At 66.2% G+C, this 14,762-nt stretch carries 14 protein-coding genes; 8 read left to right on the forward strand and 6 right to left on the reverse strand.

The features are described from left to right. Positions 1-283: 283 nt before the first annotated feature. From AB6724_RS15145 to AB6724_RS15160, 4 genes are all read left to right on the forward strand, one after another. Positions 284-910, forward strand: a complete 627-nt coding sequence (locus AB6724_RS15145; protein ID WP_369339357.1) for a C40 family peptidase — start codon at positions 284-286, stop codon at positions 908-910. A gap of 181 nt (positions 911-1,091) precedes the next feature. Then, a complete protein-coding gene (locus AB6724_RS15150) occupies positions 1,092-1,346 on the forward strand; it encodes a GlsB/YeaQ/YmgE family stress response membrane protein (protein ID WP_369339358.1) in 255 nt (84 codons plus the stop codon). A 247-nt stretch (positions 1,347-1,593) separates the two neighbouring features. Further along, positions 1,594-2,091 (forward strand): EVE domain-containing protein, encoded by a 498-nt coding sequence (locus AB6724_RS15155; RefSeq protein ID WP_369339359.1) that lies wholly within the window; start codon positions 1,594-1,596, stop codon positions 2,089-2,091. 22 nt (positions 2,092-2,113) lie between these two features. Continuing rightward, on the forward strand, positions 2,114-3,190 hold the full coding sequence (locus AB6724_RS15160) for an FUSC family protein (protein WP_369339360.1): 1,077 nt from the start codon (positions 2,114-2,116) through the stop codon (positions 3,188-3,190). Between the two features lie 23 nt (positions 3,191-3,213). Here AB6724_RS15160 and AB6724_RS15165 read toward each other — a convergent pair whose 3' ends face one another. Continuing rightward, positions 3,214-4,962, reverse strand: a complete 1,749-nt coding sequence (locus AB6724_RS15165) for an amidohydrolase (protein ID WP_369339361.1) — start codon at positions 4,960-4,962, stop codon at positions 3,214-3,216. 150 nt (positions 4,963-5,112) lie between these two features. Beyond that, positions 5,113-6,333, reverse strand: coding sequence for an MFS transporter (locus AB6724_RS15170; RefSeq protein WP_369339362.1), 1,221 nt, complete (start codon positions 6,331-6,333; stop codon positions 5,113-5,115). 185 nt (positions 6,334-6,518) lie between these two features. Here AB6724_RS15170 and chrA point away from each other — a divergent pair, with 185 nt between their 5' ends. From chrA to AB6724_RS15185, 3 genes are all read left to right on the forward strand, one after another. After that, positions 6,519-7,754, forward strand: coding sequence for a chromate efflux transporter (chrA, locus tag AB6724_RS15175; RefSeq protein WP_439329879.1), 1,236 nt, complete (start codon positions 6,519-6,521; stop codon positions 7,752-7,754). A gap of 226 nt (positions 7,755-7,980) precedes the next feature. Beyond that, positions 7,981-8,841, forward strand: coding sequence for a DUF2167 domain-containing protein (locus AB6724_RS15180; RefSeq protein ID WP_369339364.1), 861 nt, complete (start codon positions 7,981-7,983; stop codon positions 8,839-8,841). 76 nt (positions 8,842-8,917) lie between these two features. Further along, positions 8,918-9,691, forward strand: coding sequence for a hypothetical protein (locus AB6724_RS15185; RefSeq protein ID WP_369339365.1), 774 nt, complete (start codon positions 8,918-8,920; stop codon positions 9,689-9,691). Here AB6724_RS15185 and AB6724_RS15190 read toward each other — a convergent pair. Further along, positions 9,688-10,269, reverse strand: coding sequence for a TMEM175 family protein (locus AB6724_RS15190; protein WP_369339366.1), 582 nt, complete (start codon positions 10,267-10,269; stop codon positions 9,688-9,690). The two genes, AB6724_RS15185 and AB6724_RS15190, sit on opposite strands and share 4 nt — an antisense overlap. Positions 10,270-10,454: 185 nt before the next feature. On the opposite strand from AB6724_RS15190, the gene AB6724_RS15195 reads away from it, so the two are divergent. Further along, the gene (locus AB6724_RS15195) at positions 10,455-10,769 is read left to right on the forward strand and encodes a DUF2322 family protein (protein ID WP_369339367.1); all 315 of its coding nucleotides are present in this window, start codon (positions 10,455-10,457) and stop codon (positions 10,767-10,769) included. 42 nt (positions 10,770-10,811) lie between these two features. Here AB6724_RS15195 and AB6724_RS15200 read toward each other — a convergent pair whose 3' ends face one another. The 3 genes from AB6724_RS15200 to AB6724_RS15210 all read right to left on the reverse strand — a co-directional run bounded on the left by AB6724_RS15200 (position 10,812) and on the right by AB6724_RS15210 (position 14,752). Continuing rightward, positions 10,812-11,978, reverse strand: coding sequence for a YbdK family carboxylate-amine ligase (locus AB6724_RS15200; RefSeq protein ID WP_369339368.1), 1,167 nt, complete (start codon positions 11,976-11,978; stop codon positions 10,812-10,814). After that, positions 11,968-13,251, reverse strand: a complete 1,284-nt coding sequence (locus tag AB6724_RS15205) for a cation:proton antiporter domain-containing protein (RefSeq protein WP_369339369.1) — start codon at positions 13,249-13,251, stop codon at positions 11,968-11,970. Before AB6724_RS15205 ends, AB6724_RS15200 begins: the two co-directional genes overlap by 11 nt. A 325-nt stretch (positions 13,252-13,576) precedes the next feature. Next, positions 13,577-14,752, reverse strand: coding sequence for a M20 aminoacylase family protein (locus tag AB6724_RS15210; protein ID WP_369339370.1), 1,176 nt, complete (start codon positions 14,750-14,752; stop codon positions 13,577-13,579). Positions 14,753-14,762 lie beyond the last annotated feature (10 nt).

The raw sequence follows: 14,762 nt of genomic DNA on the forward strand, positions 1-14,762 counted from the left end.
AGACGGAAATGAGGGAGATGGGCTATTGTCGCCGCAAGCCGCGCTCGCAAGAGGCTTGGGGTCCAGTAGCCTTGAAATATCGCGCTAACACGGATTGCCCGCCCCCCTCCCCACATTCACCAGAATAGGGAAAACACCGACAGTGATGTGCTTCATTTTTGGGAGCACTCCAGGCAATAAGCTCATGACTGCAAGGCATTTGCTGCGGAAGATCAAAAACCCAGGCTAAAAATTTGGAATTGGGGGTTCTGTCCTACAAATTAACGTGGTACCCTCACGCCCCATGTCCAGATGGCTTATTGCACTTCTATTTGTCGGCGTCACCTCCGCACATGCGGCACCCAGTGATCAGCGGGACGACGACATGAACCAGTTGCTTGTCAACCGCGGTCTCATCACCCAACTGCGCGAAGCTCGCCACACGGTGGCCGAGAGGACTTCCGACTTCGTGCGCGAAGCCCGCCAGAACGTGACCGAGAAAACCTCCAACCTGGTCGTCACGGCCATGGGCTTTCTCGGGGTTCCCTATCGCTTCGGCGGCAATAGTGTCGAAACCGGCTTCGACTGCAGCGGCTTTGTGCGCGCCATCTACTCGGAGACCGTGGGCAAGGTTCTGCCCCGCCGTGCGGAAGAGCAAGCCCAGGCTTCGCAGCAAATCGACCGCAACGAACTCAAGCCCGGCGACCTGGTGTTCTTCAACACCATGCGCCGCGCCTTCAGCCATGTGGGCATCTATGTCGGCGAAGGCAAGTTCATCCACGCACCGCGCACCGGCGCCAGCATCCGCGTCGAGAGCATGCAGACCTCCTACTGGGCCCGCCGCTTTGACGGCGCACGCCGCGTAGAAGGTGCCGATGCCTCCGCCGCAACGGCCGCCGCTTACAGCGCCATGGCTCCGATTCAGCCCTGATCCGAGCGCTCCCCCAAAAAACGCCTGCTGCATGCAGGCGTTTTTTCTTTGCGCTCGCCATTTCCGCAGCAGACAACGCTGGAAGAACCTGGCCCGCGCAGACACCCTACCCCGTCCGACAGGAGCCGGCCGCACATGCTTCTAGAGTGATAAATCATTGACTCCTGCGAGGGATTTCATCATGTCCATCATTGGCACCGTCATCGTCGGTCTCATCGTCGGCCTGATCGCTCGCGCCATCAAACCCGGCGACGACAGCATGGGCTGGATCATGACCATACTGCTGGGTATCGTCGGCTCCTTTGTCGCAAGCTATCTGGGCGCCGCGTTCGGCTTTTACCGGCCCGGCCAGACCGCGGGCTGGATTGCCTCGGTCGTCGGCGCCATCATCGTGCTTTTCATCTACGACCTGGTGCGCGGCAAGACCAAGAGCTGAGACGCGGACTGTTTCAGCGACCGGCGCCCCGGAGTCCGCCGGCTGGCCGCTGCGGCGCTGGCGGCGCTATCCGTGCGACATGCCCCCGGCGGAACAGATCTAGCAGGACCGCTCGACCCGGCTGCACCACGCCGGGCAGCAATTCAGCAACGGCGCCGGCAACGCTTGCGCAACCGAACACCGAAGGAGCATCTCCCTGGCCCCGCGACACTGGCATAAGCCCTGCCCATTGGCCCACAATGCGCACATGACCCACAGCAGCACACAGGCCGAGCGCCCGCCCCGTTACTGGCTCATGAAGAACGAGCCCGAGGAATACTCGATTGACCATGCGCTTGCGGCGCCGGGGCAGATCATGGCCTGGAACGGCGTACGCAACTACCAGGCGCGCAACTTCATGCGCGACGAGATGCAGCCGGGCGACGGCGTGCTGTACTGGCATTCGAGCTGTGCCGAGCCCGGCATCTACGGCATTGCACGCATTGCCGGCAATCTGCGCGTGGACCCCTCGCAGTTTGACCCGGCCGACCTCTATTACGACCCCAAGTCCTCGCCCGACAAGCCGCGCTGGCTGATGCTGGATGTGCAGGCCGAACGCAAGACCCGCCCCCTGCTGATCGCCGAACTGCGCGAACAGCCGGCTCTGGCGAACATGCGCGTGCTGCAAAAAGGCAACCGCCTGTCCATCACTCCCGTGAGCGAGACCGAATGGCAGTGCATTCTGGGCCTGCTGCAAGGCCGCTAGGTCCAGGCAAGGAGTTTCTCAATTGCGCTGGAGCACCCCCTTCATGCTGGCCTGGCGACGGGCCAAAACGACTTTGCCCTCACGCACGCGGCTGGCTGCGCGCGACGCGACCGCCGCGGCCCTGGCCAGCGCCGGCGCCTGGCTGCTGTCCCAGCAGCTCTGGCACCACCCGCGGCCCGCGTTTGCGGTGGTCACCGCCATTGTCTGCCTGGCACCGGGCCTGCCCAGCCATCTCAAGCAGGCCAAGAGCCTGCTGATAGGCAGCACCCTGGGCATTGTGCTCGGCGACCTGCTCTGGCAGTTGCCCGACCAGCATCAGCTGCTGCGCCTGTGTCTGGGCATTTTCGTCTCCGTTTTGCTGGGGGCCGTGATCGGACCCGCGCCCGTGGTGCCCATCCAGGCCGGGGTATCGCTGGTGCTGGTGCTGGCCATGGGCCCGAGCGCGGCCGGTGAGGCGCGCCTGCTCGACGTGATGGTCGGGGCGGCCGTGGGCCTGCTGTTCAGCCAGGTGCTGTTCACCTCCAATCCCATCAAGGACATGGGCCAGGCCGCATCCATTTTTCTCAAGCAACTGGCCAACGGGCTGGATCTGATCCTGCGCGCCTGCAAGGAGCAAAAAGCCGATGCGGCCGAGACCGCTCTGGGCCAGCTGTCGCTGGCACAGGAATCGCTGGCGGCCCTGCGTGCGGCCGTGGGCCAGGCCCATGCGTCGCGGCGCTGGTCGTTGCGCGGGCGGCTCAATGCCGAACGCCTGGCTTTTGTCACGCGCCGCTATGACCGCCATGCGCTGCGCGTCTATGCCACGGCGCTGTTGCTGGCCGAAAGCCTGAACCGCGCCGCTTCCCACACCCATGGCGCGCCGCCAGCGGCTCTGGCCAGCTACTGCCGCTGGCTCGTCGATACCTGCCTGGACCTGGCCCGCCAGCCCACGGTGGTGGCGCTCAAGAGCGACGACCCGCTGGCCACCATGGGCGGCTGGCAGCCCGCGCCCGGCGCTGCGCAGAGCCCCGCAGAGGCGCCCGAGTGGGCGGCAGTCCACGAGATTGCGCAGAAGCTTGAAAACGCGCTGCGCGCGCTCATAGGCTCGCGCGACGCCTGATCGGCTCGCGGCCGACTTCAGGTTCAGGAGTCTTGCGGGTTCAGCCGGTAGACGCTGCGCCCTCCCTTGATGGTCTCCAGCACCTGCAGCGTGGCCAGCTTGTGGCGCTCCATGGTCAGCGGGTTGTCGGACAGGATCACCAGATCGGCCAGCTTGCCGGGCTCTATCGATCCCTTGTGCGCGTCCTCGAAGTGCTGATAGGCCGACCACAGGGTCTGGGCCTGCAGCGCAATCCAGGGCGAGACACAGTGCTCGGGCCCCAGTACCTGGCCCGAGCGCGTGGTGCGGTTCACCGTGGCGTCCAGCACGCGAATCGACGACGGCAGAGCCACGGGCGCATCGTGGTGGGAGCTAAAGCGCATCCCCTGCTCCAGCACCCAGCCCGTGGGCGAGATGTTCTGCGCGCGCGGGTCGCCCAGCACCGAGTCCCGGTGCCAGTCGCCCCAGTAAAAAGTGTGCATGGGAAACAGCGAGGGAAAGATGCCCAGTTCCTTGAGCTGTGGAATCTGGTCGCGGCGCAGCGTCTGACCGTGAATCAGCACCGGGCGCACGGCACGCGCCCTGTCCACGGGGCCGCTGGCGCGCACGGCGGCGATGAACTGGTCGATCGCCGCATCGCCGTTGCCGTGCACCAGAATCTGCCAGCCATTGGCGATCGCCTTGGCTACCTGCTCGTTGGCCTTGGCGTCGCTGAGGACCGCGTAGCCGCGATAGCCGGGCTTCTGCCCCTGGGGCGGCACCAGATAGGGCTGGGTCAGCCAGGCCGTCTTACCCTGGGGCGAGCCGTCCAGCGTGAGCTTGACGCCGCCGATGCGAAAGCGCTTGGTATAGCTGTGGCCGTAATACGGGCCCTGCATGAAAGCGCCATCGCCCATCTGCAGAATATCGGGGTAGGACACCACGTCCAGCACCAGGCGTCCGGCCTCGGCCGCGGCAATCGCCGTCGCAACAGACCCCGGGTCGGCCCGGCCGTCCTGCGCTGTGGTGTAGCCAAACTGCAGATAAAGCTGCTGGGCTTTTTCCAGCCAGCTGATGGCCTGCTCCTGCGACAGCTTGGGCATGAGCCGGCCCAGGGTATGGAAGAAGGCATTTTCCTCGAGCACGCCATCGGGCTCCCGGCCACCGCTTTTGCGTCGTATCACCCCGCCTTCGGGATCGGGCGTGCTCGCCGTGATGCCGGCCCTGGCCAGGGCCAGCGAGTTCAGCGCCCCGAAATGCCCGGACTGGTGAATCACCACCACGGGCAGCTCGCGCGATACCGCGTCCAGATCGTCGCGGGTCGGATGGCGCAGCTCCCTGAGCTGCGAGTCGTCGTAGCCAAAGCCGAAGACCACGGCCAGCTCCCCGACCTCGGGCGAGCTCTGCATATACGCGCGCAGCGTGCGCTGCAGCTCGGCAATAGAGGCATTGCCGCCATCGGGCGGCGGCAGCAGATTGGCCGAAATCGCCTGCAGGCCCACGCCGCCTATATGGCTGTGCGGGTCCACAAAACCCGGGATCAAGCTGCGCCCCTGCAGATCCACCATGCGGGTCTGCGGCCCCTGCAAGGCCTGAACCGCCTGGCGCTGGCCCACGGCCGCGATTCTGCCGCCCCTCACGGCCACGGCTTCCACCTGCGGCTGGGCATTGTTCATGGTCAAGATCGGACCGCCAAAGAAGATGGCGTCGGCTGGTGCGGCTGTGGCGCCCGGCGCGGCGCAGCCCGCAAGCCAGGGCGAAGAGGAAGCCGCGGCCCACGAAGCGGCTGAGGCCAGAAATTGACGCTTTTGCATATCGCTCCCCTAAAAGCCAAAGCCTAACCGCAGGCTCCGTATCAAGCCATATCAGACCATGCCGGAGCCTGTGCCCAGACCGTATTTCACGCAGGAAGTCGCTTCAGGGCCCGCCTGCCAAGCGCCAGCAGCTATCAAATCTGCAGGGCTTCAGCGCGCCACGCGGCTCCAGCAGCGGTGCACGCCCAGCGCCAGCAGCCAGCCCAGCACGCACATGCTGCCCGTCACCATCCAGGTGAACTGCCAGCCTCCCATATGCGTGGCCACGGCCGCCACCAGTGGCGGGCCCGCAAACTGGCCCACGCAGGACCACTGCTGCATAAAGCCTACCGTGGTCGAGACCGTGCCCTGGCTGGGCGCCAGATGCATGGCCGAGGTGAACAGGGTGGCCGGGATCAGGCCGCCGGCAGCCGAGAACAGGACCACGGCCGCAAAGCGCAGCCATAGCGGCGCCAGCGGCTCGCCGCCGATCTGCAGATAGGCCAGCAGCACGGTCAAGCCCATCATCACATAGCCGGTCTGCAGGCAGCGCTTGGCGCTCCAGCCGCGGTACAGCAGCTTGCCCGAGGCCACATTGCCCACGATGTTGGCCGCCGCAACCACGGCCGTGAGCGTGCCCGCCAGCTTGGCGCCCAGCCCCGCCTGGGCATACATGGTGGGCAGAAAGCCCACGATGCCCATCCACTGGCCCGAATACAGCATGAAGCCCAGCGACACCAGCCAGGGTCCGGGGCTGCGCAGCGTCAGCAGCAGGCGCGGCCGCCAGCCCTGGTCCGCGGGTGCGTTGGCCGCAGCGGCATGGGCGGCATCGGCCGGCACCCAGCGCCAGACGGCCAGGGCCGCCAGCGCCGAGCTGCAACCCAGCGCAATCCACCAGGTCTGCCAGGACGTGGCTTGCAGCACCCAGGGGCCCAGCATCAGCCCCATGGCGCTGCCTATGGGCATGTACGAGCCCCACCAGCCCATGCGCCCGCTGAGCTCCGAAGGCTTGACGTTGCGCCGTATGAGCCCCGGCGCGGGCATGGCCACCAGCAAAAAGCCCAGGCCTTCGAGCACCCGCAGCGCCAGCAGCCAGGCAAAACCCGTCGCCGCGGCGCCCACCATGCTGGACAAGGCCATCAGCATCAGGCCCACGAGCACGCTGCGGCGCAGCCCCCATTTGTCGGCCCCCAGGCCCACGACCAGCCCCAGGACCATGCCCGCGACCTGCACCGTGGACAGCAGAAAGCCGGCCTGCACCAGCGAGATGCCCAGGCTCTGCTGCAGCACGGACAGCGCCGGCGGCAACTTGCCCACGTGCAGCGAGGCACTGATGCCAGCGGCAACAACAATCCAGGAAGGGTTCAGGCTCTGACGCGAATTGGATTCCACCGCTTGTCCGTTTTCTGTAATAGGTGATATGTCAACTATCAAGCATAGGGCAAAACACAGATCAAGAATGCCGCAGCGCCGACAAACCCTAAAGCCGGAGGCACTTCGAATGCGGGCACACTTGGGGCTTTGCCGCATCGCAAGCGGCGCATAGTCCGCGCCCTCTAGCTCAGCAAGTCATGAACCTGCCGGAAAACCCCAGTCCATCCCGCCCTGCCCAGGCTCCCGCGCTCGAGGTCGCGCTGGCATTTCTCAAGCTGGGCCTGAGCTCATTCGGTGGCCCCGTCGCCCATCTCGGCTATTTCCGCAGCGAGTTCGTCGAGCGCCGCCGCTGGCTCAGCGACGCCGATTACGCCGACCTCGTCGCGCTGTGCCAGTTTCTGCCGGGCCCGGCCAGCAGCCAGGTAGGCATGGCCCTGGGCATGATGCGCGCTGGCTGGCTGGGCTCCCTGCTCGCCTGGCTGGCCTTCACCCTGCCCTCGGCCATGCTGCTCACGCTGCTGGCCCTGGGTCTTGGCGCCGGCGGCCAATCGGCCGGCCTGCTTCCGGGTCTGTTTCATGGCCTGAAGATCGTGGCCGTGGCCGTGGTGGCCCAGGCCGTATGGGGCATGGCCAAGAGCCTGTGCCCCGACCGCGCGCGTGCCGGCATGGCGACCCTGGCCGCAGCGGCCCTGCTGGTCTTCTCGGGCGCCTGGACCCAGTTGCTGGTGATTGCGGCCGGCGCCCTGCTGGGCCGGTACTGGCTGCCTGCGGATGCCATGCCTGGGAACGCCGGCGTCGCAGGCCAGGCTCTGCGCGCCCCCATCGGCCGCCGCTGCGGCGCCTGGCTGCTGTCCCTGTTCTTTGCCTTGTTGCTGCTGCTGCCCCTGGCCGCCCATATCTGGCCCAGTCCCGCGCTGCAGGCCGTGCAGGCTTTCTATCAGGCCGGCGCCCTGGTGTTTGGCGGCGGCCATGTGGTTCTGCCGCTGCTGCAGTCGGCCGTGCAGGTGCCGGGCTGGGTCTCTGCCGACCAGTTTCTGACCGGCTATGCGGCGGCGCAGGCCGTGCCCGGGCCGCTGTTCACTCTGGCCGCCTATCTGGGCGCGCTGCTGCCTCTGGGCCATGGGCTCAACGGCGTGGGCGGAGCGCTCCTGGCCCTGCTGGCGATTTTTGCGCCCGCCGCCCTGCTGGTGCTCGGTGCCCTGCCGTTCTGGGAGCAGCTGCGCGGCCACACGGGCATGCGCCGCACGCTGGCCGGCATCAATGCCAGCGTGGTCGGCGTGCTGGGTGCGGCGCTGTACGACCCGGTCTGGACCAGCGCCATCCGCGGCCACATGGATCTGGCCCTGGCGCTGATCTGCTATGCCATGCTGAGCTGGCTGAGGCTTCCCCCCCTGGCCGTGGTGCTGTTCGGCGCCATTGCGGGCGCTGCCCTGGGCTGACAAAACCGCCGCTAGGGGCCCACGCGCCGTGGCGAAACTCCATCGCCGCTTGATATTTGACAATCCGCTTCGGCAGCTTGCTTAAAAACAGCTGAAAAGCGGAACGTACAATCGCTGCGCGCCTTCAATCCGCGGATTGAAGCCGGCGCTCTCCGCGTCCTCCTATCCGGAGGTAAAACCATCGCAAGCTATTCGCTATAGATTTCATAACAAAGGGAGTAATTACATGTTCAAGTCCGTCGCCGCAGCTGTGCTCGGCCTGTCACTGTCCTTGGGCCTCTGGGCCAAGGCCGCTGATGCCACCGAGCAGACCAACGAGCTGCCCGCAGAAATCAAGCAGCTGCACTGGATCGAAAAAGGCCAGGGTGAAATTGCCGGCAAGGCCAGCATCAAGATCCCCGACGGCTACGCGTTCCTGAACCAGGCCGATACCTCCAAGCTGCTGCAGGCCTTCGGCAATCCGCCCAGCAGCGATCACTTCCTGATCGCCCCCAAGTCGCTGGACTGGTTTGCGGTGTTCTCCTTCGAGGAAACCGGCTATGTGAAGGACGACGAGAAGATCGACGCCGCAGCGCTGCTCAAATCCATGCAGGCCGGCGATGAGGCCGGCAACCAGGAGCGCAAGAAGCTGGGCCTGGAGGCTTTGTACACCGAAGGCTGGCAGGTGCAGCCCCACTATGACGAAGGCACGCGCCGCCTCGAATGGGGTCTGCGCCTGCGCGACGAATCGGGTCAGCGCAATGTGAACTACACCTCGCGCATTCTGGGCCGCACGGGCGTGATGAGCGCGACCCTGGTCTCCGACACCGATGCGCTGAGCAGGAACACCGACGAGTTCAAGAAGGTGCTCACGGGCTTCAACTACAACAGCGGTCTGGCCTACTCCGAGTTCAAGAACGGTGACAAGCTGGCCGGCATAGGCCTGGGCGCCCTGGTGCTGGGCGGCGCGGCCGCCGTGGCGACCAAGAAGGGCCTGTGGGGCGTAATCGGCGGCTTCCTGGCCGCGGGCTGGAAGTTCATTGCCGCCGCTTTTGTGGCACTGTTCGCCGGCATCGGCAAGTTCTTCAAGCGCAACAAGAGCGCCTGATCGACTCATAGCACGCCAGCCCCGCGCATCGCTAAGATCGCGGGGTTTGTTTTTGCCGCCAAGAAAGCGCAGCGCCTTGTATTTCACGATCACCACGGAGGTGCAGATGGTTCTGGCCATCTGCCTGTTCTATCTGTACGACGCGGCCCTGGCGCTGCAGCCCGAGCAAGGCCTGCTGCGCGCGGGCCGCGGGCAATGGCGGGTGCGGCTGGCAAGCGAAGGCTTCGAGCTGCGCCGCAACTGGCTGCTGTGGCCGCCGCTGTGGCTGCCGCACCAGCCCCTGTACAAGCTGCGCTGGAACCCCGCGCACATCGCCCTGCCCGGCGAGCAGGCCGCAGCGCGGTCGCTGGCCGCCCATGCGGCGAGCTTCAAGGCCTTTGCGCCGCCGCTGTATCTGCTGGCCGCGGCGCTGTTCATCGCCCTGCCCGCGGCGCTGTTCGTGCTGCATTCGGAGCAGGCCCTGCTCATGCTGCTGGCGCTGATCTATCTGTGCACCTTGTGGCTCAGCCTGCTGACCTTGCGCCATGCCCGCCTCGGCCATAGCGAGCGCGGCCTGGCGCGCTCGATCGCGCTGCAGATCATGCTGTGCCCGCCGTTCGCGCTGAATGCGGTGCGCAAGCTGTCCCTGGCCCATGGGACGCCCGCCGATCTGCTGCAAAGCGCCGAGCGGCTCATGGCGGCCCGGCCCTGGTCCGAACTCGCGCAGCGCGTGCAGGCCGTGATGGAGCAGGAAATGCAGGAGATCGCCGAGCTGCCCGAATATGCGCAGCACCATGCGCGGATGCAGACCGCGCTCGAGGCGCTCAAGGCCAGCCACCGGCCCGCGCCGGCCGATGACCAGGGTCTTTAATCGGCCGCCGGCAGGCCATGCTCTATGCGCCGGTCCGGAATCAGCCACATCAGCGCCACCAGCACATAGATGAGCTGGGCCGCAACCGGCTGCACAAAGGACAGCACAATGCCGGACAGATAGGCCAGAGGCGAGAGCTTGCCCTTCCAGTCGCGACCCAGCGCGCGCTCCAGCACCGAACCGCTGCCGTCGGCCGCGATGATGCGCCGCTGCAGCAGGTAGTAGCTGATGGCCGCGGCCAGCAGCACCGAGCCGTAGACGGCCGATGGCCAGGGCGCGAGCGGATGCTCGCCCATCCAGTCCGTGGTGACGGGAAACAGCGACAGCCAGAACAGCAGGTTCAGATTGGCCCACAGCACCGAGCCCGAGGTATGGTGGGCCGCATGCAGCAGATGGTGGTGGTTGTTCCAGTAGATGCCCACGTAGATGAAGCTCAGCACATAGGCCACGAACTTGGGCAGCATGGTGGCCAGCGCCGCCAGATCATCGCCATGCGGCACCTTGAGCTCCAGCACCATGATGGTGATGATGATGGCCAACACGCCATCGCTGAATGCTTCCAGTCTTGCCTTGCCCATGAATCGTTCCTTCCTTGGCTGTCGCCGAGCAGTATCCACGAACTGGCCCCCTGCGTCTGTCGACTCCGAGCGGCAGTCGCCTCCGGCCTGCCTGCTTCAGCGTAGAACCGCGCCGGGTTTGAGGCCAGAGGCCTTGAACTTGGCCCACAATCCATGGTTTTGACGAAAACCCACGCGAGCACACCATGGCCTTTGCCGACAACCTCAAGCAACTCCCCTCCATCGCCCATATCGCCGAGCTGCAGCTGATCGACGGCGACGGCCATGTGGCGGCGACCATTCCCAACGCTCCCGGCAAGGCCGGCTCGGTGACGGTGTATCACGCTCTGCACGCCAAGCACGGCAGCATCAATGTGGCGGCCGCCGAGGAAGGCCTGGAGATCTTTGCCGAGCACACGGCCGACGCCAAGGCCCACCCGGGCGCACACCCGAACATCGACCGCCTGCTCGAAGTGATCGCCACTGGCAAGGGCTATGCGGTCAAGGTGATTGCGGCCTGAGCCGGCCGCTAGCAAAAACAAGCGCCGGCTGCCATTTCGAGCTCAGACCCGGCCGCTGAACTTCAGCGTGGCCTGGCGCACGACCTCGGGCAGCTGCTGCACATCGGCATAGCAGGCACGCAGCCAGCCCGCGTCATTGCCCTCGCGGCTCACGATATGGCGCAGCTCCTGCAACGCCTCTCTGTCCGCTGCCGGCACATGGCCGGCAATGCGCTGCAGCGTCAGCAGAATATGCTCGCGCAGCGAAAACTGTTCGCTGCTCGCCGGGTCCACATAAGTGCCGTCCAGGCCGAAGCGGCAGGCCTGGAAGCGGTTGTAGGTATAGACCAGATAGTCGTCCTCGACGGGCACGAACGGGCTGTCGTTCAGAAACCAGGCTCCCAGCGCCTGCACATAGGCGGCCAGCTGTGCGGCGCGTGCTATGGACAGCGGAGTGTCGAAGACGCGCACCTCCACGGTGCCGAACTCGGGCTTGGGGCGTATGTCCCAGTAGAAGTCCTTCATGCTGTGGATCACGCCCGTGGCGCGCATCTTGTCGAAATAGCGCTCGAAGTCCTCCCAGTGCAGCACGAACGGCGCGCGCCCCGAAAGCGGGAAGGCAAACACCGAGTTGAGCCTGGCCGAGTCGAAGGCCGTGTCCTGGCCCTGCACAAACGGGCTCGATGCCGACAGCGCGATGAAGTGCGGGATATAGCGCGAGAGCCGGTGCAGCATCAGCAGCGCGGCATCGGCGTCGGGGCAGCCCAGATGCACATGCTGGCCGAAGACCGTGAACTGCTTGGTCAGATAGCCGTAGAGCGCCGTCAGCTCCTTGAAGCGCGGCTTGTCGTAGATGCGCTGCTGATGCCATTGCTGAAACGGATGGGTGCCGCCGCCGGCCAGCGCGATATTGAGCCGGTCCGCGGCCTTGACCAGGGCGTCGCGCGTCACGGACAGCTGCCCATAGGCATCCTCGGCATCCTCGCAGATGCCCGTGGAGATCTCGATCATGCTGGAAGTGACCTCGGGCACGATGGAGCCCGGCACCTTGGCGTTTTTCAGCAGCGCCAGCATATCGGGCGCATAAGGCGTCATATCGTAGTGGTGGGTGTTGACCAGCTGCAGCTCCAGCTCCACCCCCAGGGTCAGCGCTCTCGATGCCGCAAACTCGCGCAGCCGGTCCGCCGCACCAGAATCCACCTTGGGGCTCTGATTCAGGTCATGTGTCATGGCGCTTCTCCCCTTGATGCAGCGCGGCGCGGCCTATGCCGCGATGGGCATCACCGCTGCGCCAGAGTGTGGTGGAGGCCAGCAGCACGCCCAGCACCTCGCAGACCACGATCATGGGCAGGGCGATCGCCGTGACCTGCCTGGCTGCGTCGGCACTGAAAGGCGCCCACCGCTGGGCGATGCCCGAGACCATGAGCAGCGCCACCCCCGACAGCGCCATCTGCGCACAGGCCACGGGCCACTGCCGGCGCCAGCCCAGGCCCGTACCATGGCCCAGCAGCAGGATGGAGCCGAACTTGCCCAGCATTCTTGCCAGCACCGCGCTGGCCACCACGGGAATCAGAGCCCAGGAGAGATCCGCCTGCACGGCCATGTTCGCCACCAGCACAAACATCAGCAGGTTCAGCATGCTGTTGGCCGCCTGAAAAGCCTGGGGCCAGATCAGCGGCCGGGGACTGAGATTGCGCAGCAGCAGCCCCGCCACCACAAAGGCCAGCACGGCCGAGCCGCCCCAGCGATCGGCCAGCATGCTGGCGGCCGCCAGGGTCGCCAGCAGATACAGTCCCGTGGCGTCGCTCAGCGACGACTGCCAGCGCAGCACCGGCCAGAACGCAAGCGTCACCAATACCGCCCAGGCCAGGGTCAGCAGAGCATTCAGCAACAGATGTCCCAGCCCCGCCACCGAGAAGCGCAGACCACCATGGACGGGCGCGGCCTGGGGCACGAAGACCACGGTCAGCACCAGTGCGGCCACCAGGGCCAGCATGGTGCTCAGCGTGGCCAGCAACAGGCTGCGGTCGGTGACCGCGCCGCTGGCGCGCAGATCCTCGGCAATGCGCAGCAGCACGGCCGGCGATGCGGCCATGGCCACCACGCCCACGGCCAGCGCCACGGGCCAGCTCCAGTCCAGCGCCAGCAGGACTCCCGTGGTCAGGGCCAGCGTGATCAGCGGCTCGCCCAGGCCTTGCAGCAGCAGCCAGGGCTGGCGCAGCAGCCAGGGCAGAGACATCTGGGACGCAGCCAGCAGCAGGCTGGTGCCCACGGCCACTTCCAGCATCAGCGCCGTGCTGCCCTGCAGCGGCCAGGGCAGATCGCCAAAGCCGAACCAGCCCGCGACCAGGCCCACCGCCGTATAGCCGAGCATGCGCGGAAAGCCTGAGAGACGATGGACCAGATGGCCGAGCATGGCTGCCGCCGCGACCAGCACGCACCAGCTCAGCAGCGGCGGAAAACCTGCGGGCGAGATGCCCGCCCAGAAATTGCCGAATGGCATAAAGCGCCCTCCTGTATCAAGTCCCGGAGCAGCGCGAGCGCAGACCGGGTTTGGTGCAGGCAGCGTTGCGATGGAGAGACGGCGTGGGCCGCTGGAGCTTGGCCCCTGGATGCAACAACTGCGATGGACGGCAGCCCGATAAAAGCTGCCGCAGCGCACGCTCCACAAGCTCTGGAGCGCTGGCTACATCATAGAACCGGCCGCACAAATCGCAGCGTCGGGTGTCAGCCTTCCGACATTCGGGCGCTTGATTTACAGGTTGCAACTACCGCGGCGCGCACAAAAAAGCCGGGCTGAAACCCGGCTTCTTCCGTATGCGCGGCGCTCAGGCCGGCAGCTGGCCGTCGCGCAGCAGGGCCGCGACCAGCTCCACCCAGTAGCGCATGCCCAGGGGCAAGGCCTGGTCGTTGAAATCGTACTTGGGGCTGTGCAGCGAGGCGCTGTGTTCGCCATTGCCCAGCCAGATATAGACGCCCGGGCAGGCCTGGGCCATGAAGGCAAAGTCCTCGGAGGCCATGCTGGGGACCATGTCGCGGTGCACCCGGTCCTCGCCCAGCACGCGGGCCAGCACGGCGGCGCAGACCTGGGCATGGGCGGCATTGTTGATGGTGGCCGGGTAGCTCACGCGGTAGTCAAGCTCGGCCTGCAGACCGTGCAGTGCGCAGGTGGCGGCAATCGCGTCGCGAAAACGCTGCTCTATGCGCGCGCGCTGCTCCATGTCGAAACAGCGCACCGTGCCGCGCAGCTTGATCTTCTCGGGCATCACGTTATAGGTGTCGCCGGCGTTGAAGCTGGTCACGCTCAGCACCGCGGGCTTGTGCACCTCCTGCTCGCGCGCTATCAGTGCGGGCAGCTGGGTCACCAGCTGGCAGGCGGCCAGCAGCGCATCCTTGCCCAGATGCGGCATGGCCGCATGGCAGCCCTTGCCGCTCAGCGTCAGATCGAAGATGTCGAAGGCCGCCATCACGGCGCCCGCATGCACGGCCGCCGTGCCCACGGGCAGGCCTGGCCAGTTGTGCATGCTGTAGACGGCCTGCATGGGAAAGCGCTGGAACAGCCCGTCCTCGATCATGGCGCGCGCACCGCCCTCGTTTTCCTCGGCGGGCTGGAAGATGAAATGCACCGTGCCCGCAAACTCGGGATCGGCCGCCAGCACCTTGGCCGCTCCCAGCAGCATGCTGGTATGGCCGTCATGGCCGCAGGCATGCATGCGGCCCGCATGCTGCGAGGCATGGTCGCAGGTGTTGAGCTCCTGCACATGCAGCGCATCCATGTCGGCGCGCAGACCTATGCTCGGTCCGTCGCCCAGCCTACCCTTGAGCACGGCCACCACGCCGGTGCCGGCCAGGCCCGTGTGCACTTCCAGGCCCCAGCTCTGCAGCAGCTCGGCCACGCGCGCGCTGGTGCGGTGCTCCTGAAAAGCGGTTTCGGGGTGGCGGTGAAAATCATGGCGCCAGGCTTGCAGCTCCTGCTGGCCCGGCCATTTGATGGTGTTCATCATGGTCTTGCTC

The sequence above is a fragment of the Comamonas guangdongensis genome (genome assembly GCF_041079535.1).
Taxonomy (GTDB): domain Bacteria; phylum Pseudomonadota; class Gammaproteobacteria; order Burkholderiales; family Burkholderiaceae_C; genus Comamonas; species Comamonas guangdongensis.

Excerpts from the sequence above, each read along its gene's own strand:
- AB6724_RS15145 (WP_369339357.1), top strand. The coding sequence starts at position 284 with ATGTCCAGATGGCTTATTGCACTTCTATTTGTCGGCGTCACCTCCGCA.
- AB6724_RS15150 (WP_369339358.1), top strand. The coding sequence starts at position 1,092 with ATGTCCATCATTGGCACCGTCATCGTCGGTCTCATCGTCGGCCTGATC.
- AB6724_RS15155 (WP_369339359.1), top strand. The coding sequence starts at position 1,594 with ATGACCCACAGCAGCACACAGGCCGAGCGCCCGCCCCGTTACTGGCTC.
- AB6724_RS15165 (WP_369339361.1), bottom strand. The coding sequence starts at position 4,962 with ATGCAAAAGCGTCAATTTCTGGCCTCAGCCGCTTCGTGGGCCGCGGCT.
- AB6724_RS15180 (WP_369339364.1), top strand. The coding sequence starts at position 7,981 with ATGTTCAAGTCCGTCGCCGCAGCTGTGCTCGGCCTGTCACTGTCCTTG.
- AB6724_RS15190 (WP_369339366.1), bottom strand. The coding sequence starts at position 10,269 with ATGGGCAAGGCAAGACTGGAAGCATTCAGCGATGGCGTGTTGGCCATC.
- AB6724_RS15195 (WP_369339367.1), top strand. The coding sequence starts at position 10,455 with ATGGCCTTTGCCGACAACCTCAAGCAACTCCCCTCCATCGCCCATATC.
- AB6724_RS15200 (WP_369339368.1), bottom strand. The coding sequence starts at position 11,978 with ATGACACATGACCTGAATCAGAGCCCCAAGGTGGATTCTGGTGCGGCG.
- AB6724_RS15205 (WP_369339369.1), bottom strand. The coding sequence starts at position 13,251 with ATGCCATTCGGCAATTTCTGGGCGGGCATCTCGCCCGCAGGTTTTCCG.
- AB6724_RS15210 (WP_369339370.1), bottom strand. The coding sequence starts at position 14,752 with ATGATGAACACCATCAAATGGCCGGGCCAGCAGGAGCTGCAAGCCTGG.